Annotated in this window: 24 protein-coding genes; 1 reads left to right on the plus strand and 23 read right to left on the minus strand. The window is 37.8% G+C overall.

Annotated elements, in window-relative coordinates:
* The coding region (locus tag GX756_04755; GenBank protein NLC17172.1) for a hypothetical protein at positions 1-447 on the plus strand (447 nt) is incomplete at its 5' end.
* A 3-nt stretch (positions 448-450) separates the two neighbouring features.
* Here GX756_04755 and GX756_04760 read toward each other — a convergent pair.
* The 23 genes from GX756_04760 to GX756_04870 all read right to left on the minus strand — a co-directional run.
* The gene (locus tag GX756_04760; GenBank protein ID NLC17173.1) at positions 451-2283 is read right to left on the minus strand and encodes a 1-deoxy-D-xylulose-5-phosphate synthase; all 1833 of its coding nucleotides are present in this window, start codon (positions 2281-2283) and stop codon (positions 451-453) included.
* An 18-nt stretch (positions 2284-2301) separates the two neighbouring features.
* Positions 2302-2904 (minus strand): hypothetical protein, encoded by a 603-nt coding sequence (locus GX756_04765; protein NLC17174.1) that lies wholly within the window; start codon positions 2902-2904, stop codon positions 2302-2304.
* Between the two features lie 788 nt (positions 2905-3692).
* On the minus strand, positions 3693-4535 hold the full coding sequence (locus GX756_04770; protein NLC17175.1) for a polyprenyl synthetase family protein: 843 nt from the start codon (positions 4533-4535) through the stop codon (positions 3693-3695).
* 2 nt (positions 4536-4537) lie between these two features.
* Positions 4538-4753, minus strand: a complete 216-nt coding sequence (gene xseB / locus GX756_04775) for an exodeoxyribonuclease VII small subunit (protein ID NLC17176.1) — start codon at positions 4751-4753, stop codon at positions 4538-4540.
* Positions 4754-4787: 34 nt separating this feature from the next.
* Positions 4788-5942 (minus strand): exodeoxyribonuclease VII large subunit, encoded by a 1155-nt coding sequence (xseA, locus tag GX756_04780; protein ID NLC17177.1) that lies wholly within the window; start codon positions 5940-5942, stop codon positions 4788-4790.
* Positions 5939-6787 (minus strand): bifunctional methylenetetrahydrofolate dehydrogenase/methenyltetrahydrofolate cyclohydrolase FolD, encoded by an 849-nt coding sequence (gene folD / locus GX756_04785; GenBank protein ID NLC17178.1) that lies wholly within the window; start codon positions 6785-6787, stop codon positions 5939-5941. The genes xseA and folD overlap by 4 nt, the downstream gene beginning before the upstream one ends.
* On the minus strand, positions 6787-7197 hold the full coding sequence (gene nusB / locus GX756_04790; protein ID NLC17179.1) for a transcription antitermination factor NusB: 411 nt from the start codon (positions 7195-7197) through the stop codon (positions 6787-6789). Before nusB ends, folD begins: the two co-directional genes overlap by 1 nt.
* Positions 7197-8597, minus strand: a complete 1401-nt coding sequence (locus GX756_04795) for a hypothetical protein (protein ID NLC17180.1) — start codon at positions 8595-8597, stop codon at positions 7197-7199. Before GX756_04795 ends, nusB begins: the two co-directional genes overlap by 1 nt.
* 62 nt (positions 8598-8659) lie before the next feature.
* On the minus strand, positions 8660-8980 hold the full coding sequence (locus GX756_04800; protein ID NLC17181.1) for an Asp23/Gls24 family envelope stress response protein: 321 nt from the start codon (positions 8978-8980) through the stop codon (positions 8660-8662).
* Between the two features lie 66 nt (positions 8981-9046).
* Positions 9047-9517, minus strand: a complete 471-nt coding sequence (locus GX756_04805; protein NLC17182.1) for a SpoIIIAH-like family protein — start codon at positions 9515-9517, stop codon at positions 9047-9049.
* Positions 9518-9568: 51 nt separating this feature from the next.
* On the minus strand, positions 9569-10366 hold the full coding sequence (locus tag GX756_04810) for a hypothetical protein (protein ID NLC17183.1): 798 nt from the start codon (positions 10364-10366) through the stop codon (positions 9569-9571).
* Positions 10359-10832 carry a hypothetical protein gene (locus GX756_04815; GenBank protein NLC17184.1) on the minus strand — a complete coding sequence of 158 codons (474 nt, stop codon included), beginning with the start codon at positions 10830-10832 and terminating at the stop codon, positions 10359-10361. Before GX756_04815 ends, GX756_04810 begins: the two co-directional genes overlap by 8 nt.
* A 6-nt stretch (positions 10833-10838) precedes the next feature.
* Complete coding sequence (locus GX756_04820) at positions 10839-12050, minus strand: hypothetical protein (GenBank protein ID NLC17185.1); 1212 nt, start codon at positions 12048-12050, stop codon at positions 10839-10841.
* 2 nt (positions 12051-12052) lie between these two features.
* Positions 12053-12439: a stage III sporulation protein AD gene (spoIIIAD, locus tag GX756_04825; protein NLC17186.1), complete on the minus strand. Its 387-nt coding sequence runs from the start codon at positions 12437-12439 to the stop codon at positions 12053-12055.
* Positions 12430-12657: a stage III sporulation protein AC gene (gene spoIIIAC / locus GX756_04830; GenBank protein NLC17187.1), complete on the minus strand. Its 228-nt coding sequence runs from the start codon at positions 12655-12657 to the stop codon at positions 12430-12432. The genes spoIIIAD and spoIIIAC overlap by 10 nt, the downstream gene beginning before the upstream one ends.
* Positions 12658-12737: 80 nt before the next feature.
* Positions 12738-13244 (minus strand): hypothetical protein, encoded by a 507-nt coding sequence (locus GX756_04835; GenBank protein NLC17188.1) that lies wholly within the window; start codon positions 13242-13244, stop codon positions 12738-12740.
* Positions 13245-13253: 9 nt separating this feature from the next.
* A complete protein-coding gene (locus tag GX756_04840) occupies positions 13254-14171 on the minus strand; it encodes a stage III sporulation protein AA (protein NLC17189.1) in 918 nt (305 codons plus the stop codon).
* A 143-nt stretch (positions 14172-14314) separates the two neighbouring features.
* Entirely contained in the window at positions 14315-14968 is a 654-nt protein-coding gene (locus GX756_04845; GenBank protein NLC17190.1) for a hypothetical protein, read from the minus strand.
* A 26-nt stretch (positions 14969-14994) separates the two neighbouring features.
* Positions 14995-15558 carry an elongation factor P gene (gene efp / locus GX756_04850; protein NLC17191.1) on the minus strand — a complete coding sequence of 188 codons (564 nt, stop codon included), beginning with the start codon at positions 15556-15558 and terminating at the stop codon, positions 14995-14997.
* Positions 15559-15570: 12 nt separating this feature from the next.
* Positions 15571-16623 (minus strand): aminopeptidase P family protein, encoded by a 1053-nt coding sequence (locus GX756_04855; protein NLC17192.1) that lies wholly within the window; start codon positions 16621-16623, stop codon positions 15571-15573.
* A gap of 44 nt (positions 16624-16667) precedes the next feature.
* A complete protein-coding gene (locus GX756_04860; protein ID NLC17193.1) occupies positions 16668-17525 on the minus strand; it encodes a TIM barrel protein in 858 nt (285 codons plus the stop codon).
* Positions 17526-17535: 10 nt separating this feature from the next.
* Entirely contained in the window at positions 17536-18441 is a 906-nt protein-coding gene (locus tag GX756_04865; GenBank protein NLC17194.1) for a bifunctional riboflavin kinase/FAD synthetase, read from the minus strand.
* A 4-nt stretch (positions 18442-18445) separates the two neighbouring features.
* On the minus strand, positions 18446-18844 hold a 399-nt coding region (locus GX756_04870), incomplete at its 5' end, for a hypothetical protein (GenBank protein NLC17195.1).

The raw sequence follows: 18844 nt of genomic DNA on the forward strand, positions 1-18844 counted from the left end.
ACATTGCCGGATATTGATGTGTTATGCCAAATAGCCGAATTATACGGCGTTTCTTTTGAGTATCTTATCAGGGAAGGTTCTATGCAAGAAAAACGCGCTTTCATGACCAAAAAAGAGCGCGAAAATAAACTGACTATCTCGCTTTTGGCGATATCTTTGGTTTGGTTTTTGGCGACTATTATCTTCGTGTATTCTAATCTGATATTTGGTTATAACTTTTGGCAAGTTTTTATTTGGGCTATACCTTTTTCTATGATTGTGGCGATAGTTTTTAATAGTATTTGGGGCAAGAGAAAATATACTTTCTGGTTTATATCTATATTGGTTTGGAGCGCGCTTGCCAGCTTTTATTTGCAGTTTTTAAAATATAATATTTGGTTAATCTTTATATTGGGCGCGCCTGTCCAAATAGCTGTTATTCTCTGGTCAACAATGAAAAAGTATTAAAAATTATTGGATAAAGTCCGATATCTCTTTTGATAATTTTGAGGGAGTTAAGCCGAGTTTATTATATACTACTTCTATTTCCCCAATAATCGCGACTTTTTCAGGCATGGCGATGTGTTTTATTTTAAATTTTTTATTCTGTTTCAATAAATAATTAGCTATAGCCATACCTAAGCCGCCGTTAAGCACATTATCTTCCATAGTGATAATATAAGAGTTTTCGGCTATATTATCCAAGAAATCATAATCAAGAGGTTTTATAAACCGCGCGTTAATGATGTTAATTTTATGATTCTCAAGTATTCGGGATATTTCAATGCCTAATTTTATCATACGCCCGCCCGTCGCAATGATATAGACATTGGATTGCTGCGAATTTATAATTTCCCATTTGCCGTATTCAATAGGCGCATGAACATCAATTTCCAAAATGCAGTCTTTAGGATATCTTATCGCCAAAGGCGCTTTAAAGTCCAAAGACCATTCTAACATCATCTTAAACTCATTTATGTCTTTAGGCGCGATTATGGTAATGTCCGGCATCAAAGATAAATAAGACAAGTCATAAATGCCCTGATGAGTAACGCCGTCCGCGCCCACAACCCCCGCCCTATCAATGCAAAATGTGACAGGCAATTTCATAAGGCATACGTCGTGCAAGATTTGGTCAAAACTTCGCTGCAAAAAAGTAGAATATATGGCGACATAAGGTTTTAATCCCGAGATCGCCAATCCCGCGGCCATAGTGACAGCATGGGATTCGCAAATAGCAACATCAAAAAATCTGTCTTTATGTTTTTCTTTAAAAATCTCAAGACCTGTGCCTTCGGCCATAGCGGCGGTAATAGCCACAACGTTTTGGTCTTTTTCCGCCAAAAGACTTAGCGTCTTGCCCAGCGTTTTTGAAAACGAATGCCCGTTGTTGTTGTTATTAGCGGAGTTAATGCCATGATATTCGGTGGGATTTTTTTCGGCGCAGGGCAGTCCTTTGCCTTTTTGTGTGACAACATGCAACAAAACAGGTTCGTCAAGATTTTTCACATGCGATAAAAATTCTATCAAATCTTCCAAGTTATGCCCGTCAATCGGACCGATATATTTTAGACCAAATTGTTCAAACATCTTCCCGCTTACCAGGGCGAACTTTAGGTTGTCTCTTATTTTTTCCAACACATCAATTAAGGGTTGCCCAACAAGCGGCAATTGGTTAATGATTTTTTGAATTTTTAATTTTAGCGCGGCGTATTTTTTGCTGATTCTGATTTTGGACAAATAATTATTGACCCCGCCAATATTGGGCGAAATTGACATGTTGTTATCGTTAAGAACTATTATCATTTTGGTTTTGGATACGCCCAAATCATTTAACGCTTCAAAGGCCATTCCCCCGGTCAACGCGCCGTCGCCTATTATTGAGATTATATGATAATCTTCGCCTCTTAGGTCTCTGGCGCGCGCAAAACCTAGCCCTGCGGAAATTGAGGTGCTTGCATGACCTGTATTAAATACATCATATCTACTTTCTTCTATGCTTGGAAATCCGCTTATGCCGCCCAAAGAGCGAATCGTGTTTAATTGTTCTTTGCGGCCTGTCAAAATTTTGTGAACATAGGCTTGATGCCCAACATCCCAAATAAACTTATCTTTGGGCGGGTCAAAAACATAGTATAATGCTAGAGTAAGTTCCACAACGCCCAAATTTGACGCAAGATGACCGCCTGTAATTGATATTGTTTCAATCAAATATTTTCTAATTTCCTCGCTTAATTGGCGTAATTGAGGCAGGGATAATAATCTTACATCGTATGGACCTTTTATTTTATCAATTATCGGCATAATAATTTTCCATTTTTATCAGCGGGAAAAAAACGACAGCATTTTTCCAACAACTGATACAATTAATACGCTCTTTGTAACGGCTATTTTTTTTAGCACAGCTTTTAATCCTACGGTTACAGCTGCCACAACAGCGCCGACAGCAATAGAAATAATAGATTTTATTAAACTATCGGAATTAATGGTGATTATTAGTATAAGCGAAGCGCTTGCCGCGCCGCTTATGATATTGCAAATATCGCCAATAATATCCGAACATACGCTTCCCACAATATCGCTGTTTTTTATGAGCTTGAGGCTGACCTTGGCGCCCTTGACCTTTTTTGCCGCCATGGCATAAAAAGGTTTCTCGTCGCAAGAGGCTACGGCCATCCCTATCATGTCAAATATAGCGCCTATGATTATCAAAACAATAATTACCAATATTACTACCGCAACACCGGTATTTGTCATCGCTATGGATGACAAAATATTAAATATTACAGAAAGCAATATAGTTATCAAAAACGCTTTCAAAGGCCAATGTCTTGGGCCGTTTTTGGTTTTCTTTTTTTGTCTTTGTTCGTTATCGTTTTGTCTTTTGGGCGTTATGGTTTTAAGATTACTGCCGTCTTCTTCCACTTATAAAAAACCTTTTTATTTACTTAGTATTACTATTTGGACGGCGAAATATATGACCACTTAACCAAAAGCAGTATAAGCTTCATATATTTCGCCGTCCTATCAAAAAATATTTAAAGCTGTTAGAGGTGGCATATTAAGTAAACCTTGCGACTTAAGGTTCAGTAGGATTTCCCTGCGCAGTACCTCTCGTTGCCGCAGAGGCAGTTTCCTTTTAAACCGCGCATTCCGTTGTTGCCAGACGGAAAACTGAATCGCCTATTAGTTCACACTATAATCCTTAATATGCCTGGTATGCAGCCTAGAAGCTTTCCTTTAACATTCACTGCCAATCTTATCCTCTTTTGCATTACGGGTTTCATAAGGCAATCATCTGAATAAGTTGGCCGGCTTATTCAAATGTAGATCCTCAAAATCCGCCCGCAACACTCAAGGCTGGCTACACTGTACACAGCATTTCTACCGCATAGCAGGTTTAATTCACAAAAAGTAACAAAATCAAAATTTGCTACCTTAAGTGACCTCAACGGATATTGGGTCGGACTCTGTATGCCGTTACAGAACGCCCACTATCCTATCTTCCAGCAACAGCCCCCGTTTGGGCAACGAAAGCCATCACAAGAAGCTTCATCGATATGCCACTGACGACCTTTTAACTTCGTCTTCGATTGACAGATCCTGACTAGGATACTGCACCTCTAAACCGATTATATTATAGCATATAAATATATTAATTTCAAATAGGAAGTTTATAAATATATATTAACAATATATAGAAAATGATACTTTTATAATTTTAGTTTGAATAAAAACTGATTCAAAAAATAATATTTATTTTCTAAGCCCTTTAAACAATCTTGGGCTTGTCTTTTATGTTCTTGTGCCAATTTTAATGCCTGCTCAAGCCCGAAAATCTTAGGGTATGCCAACTTATTCTCTTCCGTTTCAAGATCGTTTATATCGTCCAGTATTTGATAATAGATGCCAAAATTTTGGGCAAAACAATCAAGGCTTTTTAATTCGTTATCGTCAACATTGCCCAATACCGCGCCGGCGCTAATCGCCGCTCTAAATAACGCCGCCGTTTTGTTAAGATAAATGTTATATATGTTTTGCTTTTGATCGGCGGATTTTTCCTTTATCAAATCCATATCCAAGACTTGGCCTTTTATCATGCCTTTGTTGCCGGCAAATCGGCTAATTAACCTTGCGGCGTTTAAAATATTTGGCTGGGATAAATCGTTATCCAGTATTGTTTCATAAGCAAAATTAAGCAAAGCGTCCCCGCTTAAAATTGCCAAGGCTTCGCCGTATTTGGCGTGAGCGCTCAAAAAACCGCGCCTGTATTTGTCGTTATCCATGCATGGCAAATCATCGTGAATAAGCGAATAAGTATGGATACATTCTAGGGCAATCCCAAATTTATACGCGGTTTCAATATCGGCAAAATTAGAACATAGCGCGGTCTTTATTAACAACAACGGACGGATGCGCTTGCCGCCAATGTCTATAAGGCTATAGCCCGTAATATTAGAAAACTCATCGGAACCAAAACGCTCCAAAAAATATTGCTTTTGGTATCTTTCAAAATCCCTAAAATCTTTTTCAAAACCGTCCCAAAGTATAACCATAATTAGTACTCTTGCCCGAAAGGCTCCTCGGTTAATTTGGAAAACTCTTTTTTGATAAGAGTAACCTTGCCTTTTGCTTCCTCTAGCGAACTTAAACAAAGCTTAGCGAGCTCCAAGCCTTTTTGATATAACTCAATGCCCTCGTCCAATTGAGTGTCTTTGTCTTCAAGCTTTTGGATGATATTATTGAGATTGTCCATCGCTTCTTCAAATCTCATGGTTTTAAAACCGCCTTTTTAAATTTTTAGTTTATTATAATATATTTGCATTAACTTTTCCGTCTACAAAGCACAAAGCGACTTCATCGCCTTTGTTGACATCTTTAACAGAATTAATGCTTTTTCCGTCTTTATATACTTTTGCATAGCCCAAAGATAATATTTTTTTGGGGTCGTTTGATTTTAACATAGAGTATGCTTGGGCATAAAGATTATATCTATCATTTAAGAAAGAAATATTTTGAAGCTTATTAACTTTGAACAAGATTTTATCGCGAATACGGTATAACTTGCTTTCCGCGACCGAGCTAAGTTTTAAAATGCTATAATTCAATTTTGAATAATTATATTTATAAAACTCGGACAAAGATTTTGCAAGGTATTTTATTTTTTGTTTGATATTATCAATTATTTCTTGGGTGTTTTTGGTTAATATTTCGGCCGCCGCGCTGGGAGTCGGCATCCTTAAATCCGCCGCAAAATCGCAAAGCGTATAATCGGTTTCATGCCCCACAGCCGAAACCACAAATTTTTTGCACATAGCCACAGCCCTTGCGACCTCTTCGGTATTAAACGCCGAAAGGTCTTCGTAAGTCCCTCCGCCTCTGGCAACCAAAATGCAATCTATTTGGTCATAAACTTCAAGTTGTTTTATCGCGTCCGCAATCTCATACTCAGCGCCTATGCCCTGCACTCTCACGGGATAAACGGCTATATTGACGCCTTTATCTCTTCTTGTCGCAACGCTTATAATATCATAAATAGCCGCGCCTTCGGCGCTTGTTATGACGCCTATTTTATTGATATGTTTTGGAAACGGATTTTTAATATCAAACAGGCCCTCGTTTTTGAGTTTTTCTTTGAGTTTTAAAAATTTTAGATATTCTTCGCCTTCGCCTGCGACATCAATTTTATTAACGATAAAGCTAAGCCTGCCGCCTCTTATATAAAATGAGGGAGAGCCTTGGCAATATACTTTATCGCCTTCCTTAATCAAAAATTGAGGGACATATTCAAAAAAAACGCAAGGTATTTGAGCTTGGTCGTCTTTTAAAGTGAAATACGCGTTTGGGCCTGTTACTTTAAAATTGCTGATTTCTCCGCAAATAATTATATTTTTTAAAAGCTCTTCGCTGTCAATAACATTTTTTAGATATGAAGTTAGTTGAAAAACGCTGTATGTTCTCATTGTATTTCCAAGATATCTTTTGCGGCTTTTAAGGTGTTTTTTAACAGCATAGCGATAGTCATAGGCCCTACTCCTCCAGGAACCGGAGTTATAGCTTGCGCTATTTTTGAAACTTCGTCAAATTTAACATCGCCCTTTAGGCCTTGCTCGGTGCGATGTATCCCTACATCTATCACTACCGCGCCTTTTTTGACCATAGACGCGTCAATCAATTCTTGTTTGCCCGCTGCGACAATCAAAATATCCGCCAAAGATGTTATAGACTTCAGGTCTTTTGTTTTACTGTGGGTTATTGTTACCGTAGCGTTTTCCCTTAACATCATAAAAGCGGCGGGTTTGCCCACTATATTGCTTCTGCCTACTATAACCGCGTTTTTGCCGCTGATTTCTATATTGCTTCTTTTTAAAATTTCTATAATCCCAGAAGGCGTGCAAGGCGCTAGTGTTTGGCTCTCGCCCAAAAATAATCTGCCCATATTTTGTGGGCAAAAACCGTCAACATCTTTTTTAGGATTAATCGCCGATATGACTTTATTCGTTTTAATATGCGAAGGAAGCGGCAATTGAACGAGTATTCCATGGATATTAGCATCATTATTCAGCGCGTCAATGAGTTGCAATATCTCGTTTTCTTCGGCTGTCGGTTGTAGATAGTAAGCGTAAGACTTGATACCGACTTGAGAACAAGCTTTGATTTTATTTTTTACATATATTTTGCTTGCTTCGTCATCCCCTACCAAAATAACCGCAAGCCCGCACTTAATATTTTTTGAATCAATCTCGTTTTTGATCTCTTGCCTAATAGCAGCCGCGATAGCCTTTCCGTCCAATAAAATGGCGCCCATTATTTTACTATACCTTCTTTTTTTATTATATTAGCCAATATTCCATTCACATATGACGGGCTCTTTTCGGTGGAATATATTTTGGTGAGATTGACCGCTTCGTTGCATGTTACCGAAACAGGAATGTCGTCCATATAAAGCAACTCATACAACGCCAGGAGCAAAATGCCCAAATCAATCCTAAATATTCTATTTATCGCAAACCCTTCGGAATATTGCGCTATAATATTTTCCAGCTTTTCATAATTGGCTATTACGCCTTCATACACGGTTTTGATATATTGCCTGTCATCGTCTGTAAATGATAAATCCTGAACAATATTGTTCAGGGTTATCTCGCTCTTAGCGCGATGAAAAAGATATTCAAAAATCAATAAAAAAGCTTTTTCCCTCGCTTGTATTCTGCTCATTAGTTATTATCGTCATCCAGCTTAGAGTATTTATTCAAAATAGCGTTTATCCTAGCGTATATGTCTTCTTTTGATATTCTTGCCCCGCTCGGTTTTTGGGGCGGTCTTTTGCCCGCGACTCCTTGTTGGGCGGTAGACGCGGTTTGATTTATGGGCATGCTAGAACTTTGAGGCGTAGGTCTTACGCCCATAGGTCTTTGAGGATAAGGCCTTCTAAACGCGCTTTGCGCGCTTTGTTGAGTTTGTTGAGCCGGTCTTGCATGTTGTTCATAACTTTGAACAGGCTGCTGCGATTGCTGCGGTTGTTGCGCCGTTCTGACGCCTTGATAATTGGGAGGCGTTTGCCTTGGCATTTGAGGTTGAGGTTGAGTTGTTTTTTCAGGTCTTGCCGCCTCTTTAGTCTCAAAAGGATTTGTTGGAATAACTGTTTGTTTTTGAATTTCTCTATTAATATTTTCGTAAGCTGCCTGAAAAGGCGCTTGCCTTTCTTGTTGGATAAACTCATCCTGCTCAAAAGATTTGTAATGGGGCGGAGTTTTCTTTGGCGCGGGCTTTGGTCCAAAAACATCTTTTAACTCAATCGGTCTTTGCTCTCTTTCGCCGGCTTTTCTAGTCGGCGTAGTATAAGGAATAGAATATTGGTCGGGGTTTAAAGACGGCTCTCCTTCCATGACTGATTGCTCGTCAATAACATCAAGCTGTTCGGGCGTAAAATCAACTTCGGGATAGATATCGTCTTGTAAGGTATGCTGCAAATCGTCATAAGGTTCTTCATAAACCTTTTCAAGAGTGTCAACATTTTCGTTCTCATACAAGGCTGATTGGGCTTTTTGTTCGGGAGTTTCCAAATCAATCCCGATTCCCGCATAAGGCGCCCCGAACTCAAACAATACATTGCCGTCTGCAAACTTATACGAAGGAAATTTTATTCCCAAATTTGCGGCGATTGCTTCTTCTAATTTTGGCCGCATTTTGGCGACTAAAGATTGAAAATCATAGCCTTCTTGAATTTTCATATTCAATACTAGACAATTGCCAAACTCGCCTAATTGGATTTCAGCTTTTGCGGATTTGACACCCTCGGTTTCTTTAGCTATTGATTTTGCTATTTTTTTGATCTTGCTAGATGTAACTTTGGCGGAAGCGTCGCCGTAAACATAAATTGAGTTATTAGAAAATTTGAGTCTATTGGCTATCAGCAAGACGCTAATAACCAAATATATGCCCGCTAAAATATAGGCCGAAATCAAAATCCAACCTTTTAAAAAACTAAAGTTGAAAAATTTATCCAAAATATTCAGTTTAAGCAGCGGTATTTTGGATATTATCACGCTGCCTACAAAAAACAAACCTATTAGCGAATTGAAAATAATTAAAATTTTCTCTATAGGTCTTTTCACAAATTCCTCCGTTTAGAGTAACCTTCATAAATTGGCATTATGAAGGCTTTGCTCATCTGATGTTAAACTTCTTCTTCAAAACCCACTTCCAAGATATTTACATTGATGTTTTTAACTCTATAAACGGACATTGTTTCAACGCTTCGTTTTATGTTTTCTTGCACGCGGAAAGCGACATCGGCAACGCTATGTCCGTAAAGAATTTTTATGAACACATCGACAGAAATGTTATTGTCTTCATCAATATCAATTTTTACGCCCCTCCCCTGCAAACAAACTACGCCTGTTATCTCTTTGGTAGCAAGCGTAATGATGGAATGAATAACATTTTTGCCATAAATGGTACTACCTGTGAGGTCTTGTTGCAGGTTTTTACCACTCATTTTTTCTCCTAATCATTGGTATAAACATTTTAGCATATATCAAATATAAACACAAGGGTTTGTTAATTATGATATAGGAATTACTTCAACTTCAGAAGGATGTTTTCCTGTCTCCTCAGTTACTATATATAAAATTTGAATCAACTCGTCTTCGGTAAGCGATTCCGCTTGCACGATTACATTGATTTTAGCCCCTGTGGTTACCACACAGTCTTCAAATCCCTGCGCTTTTATTAGACCTTCTATGACCAGTTCTTGTTCCATTGCTGTGGCGATTTTTAGTTTTTCGGCTTGCGCCGCGGCGATATCTTCTTGGCTTGATGCCGGGCTGTTAATTATCGCGTCCAAATATACTATGGTCTGATTGCGCGTTTCTAACCTATCGCTTCTAAATGTTTCAAAAAAATTGCCTGCCGCCACTGGCGTAGGGTCGTTAGGCTTTGTGGTTTGATTTAAAACAACATTTAATACCCCTGTTACAATCAATAATACAAGCATGCCCGCTAATATAAATATTTTCTTTTTTTTGCTAAGCATAAAGAATATTTCCTCCAATTATTTGGTATATATTATATTTATTAGCGATAATTAGCCTTTATTCATAGTTAATACTTTTATTTGGTCGGCATTTAAATCAAGCAAAACCGATACCGCGTTAATTATATCTAGCTTGACTTTTACATCGTCAGCGCCTTCGGCCACGACCACAACGCCTATGACCTTGGGCGACACTTCTTTCAAAATCAAAGGGATTTGATCGCCTTTTACATAAATTACTTGTGGGCTTGAAGTGTTGGTAGTGTTTTCATTATATACGCCGTTGCTGCCGCTTGAAATATTGGACGAAGAACTGGTTATATAAGCGATAACTCTCTCAGGCGTGCTTTCAAAAGTAATCATAACATCCACCTTACCTGCGTTTTTTATAGACGACAAAATTTTTGAAAGCTTTTTTTCAACGTTCTGGCAATAGTCGTAAGCTGATTCATATGTTTCTTCTTTTGGCTTTTTATCCGAAGAACAAGAAAAATTTGCGCCAAAATATATAAATAAAACTATAATTACAAATATTATGGCTAAATAAATTTCAAAGTTTTTTACGCTTTTGATTTTTTGGACTATTCTGTCTATTGCCTTAGACGGCTGATTGGTCTTATCTTTATTATGCTGATTTGAAAAACTGCTATCGGTCAGCAAAACCTGCGTTGAATTGGATTGTTTTTTGTTGTTTTGGCTTTGGTTTTTTGTTTCATTGGACAAATAAGTTATGTCTTTTTTGCTTTCCAAATTATTTGGTTTAAAAGTCGCGGTGTCTTTTTTTGATATTTGGCCATCAGGTTTTTGATAGCTTGACACATATACCTGCTTTATGACTTTTTTATCCATAGACAACCACCAAGATATTATTATCGTCAAGATAGGTTTGGACCTTTTGTTTTACTTTTTCGTAATCGGACATGGATATGGCACACCTTGACAGATCAATGCTGACCGCTTTGATTTTTATAACCTTATCTTTAGAATAGGCTGATATCGTTACATTTGAATTTTCATAACCGTCTTCGCTTAATTTATTTTCCAAAGATTCTTCCAAAAGTGTTATTTGCTGCAAATAAACATTATCAACTATTCTGTTGTCGGGCTTTAAATTATCGTTTTCAAAAATATTTTCAATTTCCAAATTTTTGTTAAGCATCGCGGGCAAAGGCGACAAAATAATGAACAAGGTTATTATAGCCATAACGCTTTTTATATGTTTTTTGGTGCTGCCTTCGGGCATTATTAAGTCTACTAATAAGCACAAAACCGCAGCGCCTACTACGCCCATAATCCATTGCGAAATCATGTTCATAAGCCTTTACCCCCATATAAAGTTGCCCGTGCAAACCACAAGCAACAGCATAATAAAATACATAAAGGCCACGCTTAAAATTATGGCAATAAGCATAGATATGCTTTTGGCTGCGCTGCTTACAAAATTAGAAAAACCTTGCGGCGCCAATGGCTCCAAAATCGCCGCGGTAAGTTTTAAAGTCAGGATCATTATCGCTATTTTAATTACAGGCGCTAACACGGTTGACGCCAACAAAAACAAGCCCGCAACCCCGACGGCGTTCTTTATGAGCACGCTTCCCGCCATAATCAAGTTAAAACCGTCCGATAAATACCCTCCTATAATAGGTATATAATGGCTTATGGCAAATTTTGCCGTTCTTATTGAGACGCCATCATGCACGGACGCCGTTATTCCCTGTATTGACAAAAACGCGGTAAATACCGTAAAAACGATTCCTATAAACCATTTGGACAGGCTTGAGGCAAAAGCGCTAAATTTATTTAATTTTAGGGCGGATGATAAATTGCCAATGATATTAAACACATATCCAAAAATAAATAACGGCAAGATGATATTAACCATAAGCTGAGTTATCACAACGGATATCACGCTAACCATAGGCTGATAAACCGCAACCGATGTTGTGCCGCCTATGGCTATCAAAACTCCCAAAAGAATAGGAAAAATCAAATTTATTTGGCTTTGCATAGACTCAATTGTCGTTCTGGTAAGGGTAACCAAATAAAAAACCGCAACCGATACCGATAATATCGCTACGCCGTAACACGCAAAGTATATGACATTGCTTACGCCTTTATTAGATGAATTAAATTGAAGATTGCTCAAAATAGAACACAAAACCGAAATGCCCACTATAGTCGCCAAAAGCGGCAAAAATAAAGTTATATCTCCAAGCAATAGAAAAAAAATCGCGCTGAAAATATTATTGTTTTGGTAATTGCCGTCAAGCAATTTTTTGATTCTATCCAAAAAACTCGTACTGCCAAATATTTTTTTCTGGTTTTCATCCATTGAACTGATTATTTTTTCTAATTCCCAAAAATCTATGCTGTTTAATTGCTCTTCTATTGACTCTTGCAATTTTTGCTGCGCTTCTTCTTCGGACATTTCTTTTGACAATGCAAAGCAAGGGCTTGGGCTTGTCCAAAAGATAAGCAATAACAAAGCCGTTATAATCAATATTTTTTTTTGCTTATTGGATTTATTTTTCATTTTTATGGCAATAAGGCAATAATTAACTCTATTAAGGCTATTATTATAGGCAAGCTCAAAAACATAATTATTACCTTTCCCCCAAACAATACCTTGTCCGACATGCTTTTTGCGCCCATATCTTCGCAGATACCCGCCGCGAACTCCGTCAAATATCCCACGCCGATTATCTTAAGGACGCTCGCGATTATAGATGTGTTCAGTCCTGTTTTTTGCGCAAGCCCGTTAATTGTGGACACTATTTTAACCAGCATGTCAATAACCATCATAAAGACAATAACCGAACCTGCCAGCAAAACCAAATACGCTATTTCGGGCTTATTGTCTTTTAGCAACGAATATGCGACCGCCGAAGTAAAGCCTATCGTTATGATTTTGATTATATCCATGTAATTTTAAATGCCTTGTATAAATTAAAAAGCTGTTTTACCGCATCAAAGAGTTGGCTTATCATATTAATAACCATAAGCAAAACAATAACAAGTCCCGCTAGCGTGACCAATGTGGCTATTTCGTCTTTTTCGGCTTTTTTTAATATTTGAGTCACTACCGCCGTTAAGATGCCTATAGCCGCTATTCTAAATATAATTTCTACCCCTGCCTGCATTACACTTTCCTTTTGGGCTGTTATAAAATATTTTGCGTAAAATTTCATTCAACTTTAACAACTAAATACATAAAAATTGGTCATAAGATTATCACACCTGCTGTCAATCCCCCTAAAATGCCCAACTTAAAATACAATCCACCGTATTTTTTACATTCGTCCAAAGCCGCTTGGTGTTTTATCAAAAAAGCCTCTTTTATGCTCGTTATTCCTATCCTTTGGGATTGGGAATCGCTTTTTCCCAAAATGTCCAATAGTTGAATAAATAAAATGAATTCGTCATCCATTAAAGGTCCTTTGGCAATTTGGTTTTTTAAAGTATCAATCTGAATAACCGCGTTATTATCGAGCAATTCCACATAATCCGATAATGCCGGCGCAAGCGCGCTGTAATTGTTCAGGCGTTTTTTTAGCATTTCTGTTACAGCGGGTTGGAAATATGTAATATCGTTAACCATGCTGTCGCACAACCTGATTATCTCGCCCAGTATTTTTTCGCGTATTTTGTAATGGCTGCTTTTTTTATGACCCAAATACGCCCCGCAGCTTGCCATTGCCAAAAAACCTATTAGTTTTATTAACCACATAAATTTTCCTTATGGTATATAAATATTATTAAAGTTGTTGTCATATACGCCTTCGTATGTTCCCGGTCCTCGTCTGTTTGACAAAACGACAAATCTTTCAAACAATCTTTTTTTAATGATATTATCAAATCCGGGCTTGTTAATAAGATCCGTATGGTCATAAGCGTGGGCCGAAGCGATAATTTTTACTCCGCAGCCGGCCGCATACATAACCGCGTCCAAATCGCTTTGATTGGCAAGCTCGTCGGTAATTATAACATCGGGTTTCATCGCCCTTATACCTTGCTCAAACCCATATAGTTTGTCGCAGTTGCTGATTACATCGGTAAATTCCCCCACATTAAGCTGCGGTATGCCGTTGTAACATGAAGCAATTTCGTATCGCTCGTCAATTATTAGGGTGTTTATTATATGTTCGCTTTGCGAAAGAAGTCTTGCTATATCTCTCAAAAATGTGGTTTTTCCGCAGCCGGGAGGCGAGATTATCAATGAGTTATAAATCTGGTCTTGCGCGATAAAATGATAGGCGGTTAAAGCGCAGTTGTTTACTTCATGCGGTATTCTGATAATCAGCGATGTAAAATTTTTCACGCTTTTGATTTTTTGGTCTTCTATGACCAATTCCCCGCATATTCCAATTCTTATACCGCCCGTTACCGTAATAAAAGAATGCTTTAGCTGGTTATTTACCGCATACATGGAATAATCGGCCGCCCTATAAATAATCGCCTCAAGCATTTTTCGGTCTGTTACGATACTGCCGCCATCGCGCCCCCCTACGCCTTCAGAGTTGAGATAATAATACCTGCCCCCATAGTTTATACAAATAGGCAATTGGCTTCTTATCCGTATTTCATAGACATAGTTATAGTCCAATTTGTTTTTTAAAATATCCGTCAAAAACTCAGGCAATATCTTTTCTATCATATACTTGTCCTATAAAATATCTCTAACTATTAATATTAAAATTTTTTATAAAATATGTTAGGACAAGCAATAAAAAAACAACTTCAAAACTTTTTGAAGTTGTTTTTAAAATATATTATTTTTTAAAATATTTATTTATTATATTATTCTTTAATTATTTTTACTGGTTTTAAAACCGCGACGGCGGTATAGCCGTCTTTTCCGCTAAAAAGGTTTTTGGGCGAATGGATGTTAAACATAAAACCTTCTTTGGTATATTTTTTGTCAAATCCTAGCGCGTATTCTTTTTGGCAAGCCATATTGACTACGCGCCCGATTACCAAAGCGTTTACTCCCGCGCCTGAAATATCCAAAATCTTTTCGCATATGCATTCTAAAGACAAAAAACTTTGGGCAATTCTTGGGCAACTTACGACCGAAGCCTTTTCTTGAATAAACCCGCCTATCAAAAATTCGTCTTTGTCAATATGATTATTATGTATGGTTTTAATCATATTGTCATAATAGCCCAAAGACAAAAAATTAACACAAAACTCTTTTGTTCTTAAAATATTCTGATAAGTATGCGTATGCGTCCCAAGTCCGCTCAAGATTGCGAAATATCCGTTCTTGTCGCCTTGAAAACAGCTCCAAGAATGAAAGGCTATATTAGGCAAGCCGTTTTCTTTAAGAGTGGATACTGCAAAAAGCGCGTGAGGGATACCCGCGGCAAATTCATAATGCGAAAAGATGTCGTATTGTCCTTGATAGGCCGTAGAAAAATTCTCAGGCTTTGTTTGCCCTATCTCTATTTTCAAATTTTATATTTCCCCCTAAAAATCCACTATTTATTAATCCGTTCTATATATGTTCCGTCGCGCGTGTCTACGCGGATTATATCGCCCTGGTTAATAAACAAGGGCACCATAAGCGTATAGCCTGTCTCAAGCGTCGCGGGCTTGTTGCCGGCTTTTGCCGTGTCGCCTTGGATGCCCGGCTCAGTAAATGTCACTTCAAGTTCCACAAAATTAGGCGGAACCACCGAAAAAGGCTGACCTTTGTAAAATTGTATAGTGACAATAGATTCTTCCTTGATAAAGTTAAGGGCTTCTTCCACTTGTTCGCGGTTGAGAGGAAGCTGCTCGTATGTTTCCATATCCATAAAATAATACAAATCGCCGTCGTTGTAAGAGTATTGCATTTCCTTTCGCTCAATAACCGCTACGGGATACTTATCTGAAGGGCTGAATGTGGTTTCAAGAATTTGCCCGGTTATGACATTTTTTATTTTTGTTCTTACAAAAGCCGCGCCTTTGCCGGGTTTTACATGCTGGAAGTCTAGCACCACATATACTTTGCCGTCCATTTCAAAAGTGCTGCCCTTGCGGAAATCGCCTGCCGATATCATAAAAAGTCCTCCTTAAATTTTTAAGTTTTTGGTAAAATGGGTCAAGTTTTCAATCCCATCGTTTTTAATAACTATTAAGTCTTCTATCCTCGCGCCGCCCAAACCTTGCACATAAATGCCCGGTTCAATGGTCGCCACCATATTTTCTTTTAGAACGATATTGGAACCTACTCCAAGGCGCGGATTTTCATGGACAAAAAGCCCTAACGAGTGCCCGAGTCCATGCCCAAATTCTTCGCCATATCCATTGGCGGTTATATATTCTCGCGCGAAAGAATCCGCTTCATGCCCTGTCATGCCCGCTTTAATGCTTGACAGCGCGTATTCTTGCGCCTTTTTTACGATGTTATAAATTTCTTCAAGTTTTTTATCAGGCTCGCCTAAGGTAAATGTTCGGGTCATATCCGAGCAATAGCCTTTATACTTGCAACCTATATCTATTGTAATAAGGTCGTCTTTTTCTAGCCTATAATCCGAATAGCTATGGTGCGGCTTGGAAGTGTTAACGCCCATTGCCACTATAGGCTCAAAACTCAATCCGTCGGCGCCGTTTAGATACATATTATAAATAAGTTCAGCGCAAACATCTCGCTCGCTCATTTTAGGTTTTAGGCGTTCCAAAGTCGCTTCCAACGCTTTTTCTGTGATCCGCTGCGCTTCGGCGATTAGTTGGATTTCTTCTTCGGTCTTAACCATGCGGCAGGTTTCAATCTTATCCGAACCCGGAACTAACTCAAAACCCGTCAAAACGCCGGTTAATTCCAAATAATCCGAATGCGTTATAAATTTATCCTCAAACGCTACGGTCTTGACTCTTAAGTCCTGTAAAATATTTTTTACCGTATTATACAATTCTGAAGTTTTTATAAATTTTAATTCCCAATCGGGCAAGGATTCTTCCGCCGCGTATTTATATCTAAAATCTGTTATATAAAACTTTTGGTTTTTGGTTAAAATTAATCCGCCAAAAGATGTTTTAATGCCCGAAAAGTAAAATCTGTTTTCTTGGCTGGTTATAAAATAGCAATCTATTGAGCCGTCAAATAATTCTTGGGTATTTTTCATCTTCCACCTCTGATTTTTCTATTTTATCACAATCTTCTGCTTTATCAAAAGAGTTTTTCGTATATATATTTCATCGTCATAGCGTCTTCGGCCATATTATCCGTTGACTCGCAGATAATAACGGGCGACATTTTATACTCGCGCAAAACCTCGGCCAAAGGCTCAAAAGCTGGCCCGTATTCATCGCTTTCAGGGTCGCTAAAATTAAAATGGTGAATCTCGCCGGCCGGGCCGTATTTTATTTTTGAAAAATGGATATGTATATATTTAGCTTTTTCTTCCTTTAAAACATCAAAAACAATGTCAATTATCCTTTTGTAGTCATCCTTAGTTTTTAATTTGCCCTGCATATAAGAGTTAATATGCCCAAAATCAATGCAAGGTATCAGCATAGGATGCAAGGAGCATAACGCGCAAATTTCTTCTACTGTGCCGATTTGGCTGTATTTGCCCATAGTCTCCGGGCATAGTATCACCGAATCCAAGTCTTTTTTGTGCAAGATATTTAAAAGCTCGTCCATTCTTTTGTATACTCTATTTAAAGCTTCTTTTCGTTCCGCGCCTAATAACGCGCCGCTGTGCATTACGCATCGCAAGCCGCCCATAAGCTTTAGTTTTTCTAATGACCGTATTATATAATTAAAAGAGTTTTGCGCTTTTTTATCGTCCTCATTGGCAAGATTAATGTAATAAGGCGCGTGCACGCTTAATTCTATATCGTGTTCTTTCATCTCGCGTCCTATAATTTTTGCCGTTTCATCGGACATATTAACGCCCCTTCCAAATGAATATTCAAAGGCGTTAAGCCCTCTTTCTTTGAGCCATTTTGGCGCTTGATATGTGTGCTTTAGCCCCTCGTCATAAAAACTCTTTGAATTGCCCGCCGGACCAAATCTTACCATTATTTTTCTCCTAAAAAGTATAATCTTTTGCGGCCAGTATGTCAGACTTTATCTGGCTTATAAGCTGCTCTTTGGTTTCAAAATTTTTTACAGGTCTCAAAAAATCATAAAACTCAATCTTGATTTTGCGATTATAAAGATCGCCATCATAGTCCAAAATATGCGTTTCTATGTTTTCTTGACTATCAGAAAATGTCGGTTTAGCACCCACATTAGTTATAGACAAAAAACTTTGACCGTCAAACATTGTCTTGGTTATGTAAACTCCTTGGCGCGGCCGGGCTTTATCGGACTGAAAGTTAAGGTTGACGGTAGGAATTCCTAACGATTTGCCGTATCCTTTGCCGCTTGTTACTACGCTCATAACGCTAAACGGCTCGCCCAATAACTTTTGGGCTTTTTTCATTTTTCCCGCTTCAATCAATTTTCTTATACTAGAACTTGAAACTTTCAAATTATTTTCTTTAATAAAATCCAAAATTTCAAATTTAACATTGCGCTTTTGGAAATAATTTTGAAGATATTTTACATCGCCTTGGCCGCCTTTGCCAAAACGATAATCTTGACCGCAAACCGCATATTTTATGTTATAGGCGTTGATTAATTCGTCCATAAATACCGATTTGTCTTTTTGCATATAAGCTTGGTCAAATTCTTGGGCGATGACAATATCAACGCCTAATTTTTCAAATTTTTCTAACCTTTCTTCAAATGTGAATATTAATTTTTGGTATTTTCCTAAAGCTACAAAAGGATTATTTGAATAAGTGATTACTGCGCTTTTTATATGATTGTTTATTGCGTATCCTATGGCTTTGCCGATAACAGCCCTATGCCCTATATGCACGCTATCAAAAAAACCAAGCGCAATGGCTAGTTCTTTGTTTATTTTTTTTCCAAAATCATAAACTATCATTTCTTTAAATTAGTCTAACTTTAATTTTATAGAAATTATCTTTTGTTTTTTGCCCTATGCCTATTAGAGTATTATTATAATAAAACGCCAAGTCTTTAGTCTTATTGGAATCTGTTATAGCCTTAAAGTCGGCGCCGTTAATTGCTAAGACAAAATTTTTTTGGTCTTGAATTTCGCATTTGTCAAAATCTATTAAAATGTCTTGGCACTTAATTATACTAAAATCTTTTTCCAATTCCTCAAGCGTTTTAGCGTTCGCTATGTCAAAAATGCCCGAAGCTTGTCTGATAAGGCAAGTCATAACAGCGCAAGTTTTAAGTTTGTAAGCCAAATCTTTGCAAATGCTTCTTATATAAGTGCCGCCCGAACAACAAATATCAAATATAAACTCATTATCGCCCAA

The sequence above is a fragment of the Clostridiales bacterium genome, assembly GCA_012512255.1.
Lineage (GTDB): Bacteria > Bacillota > Clostridia > Christensenellales > DUVY01 > DUVY01.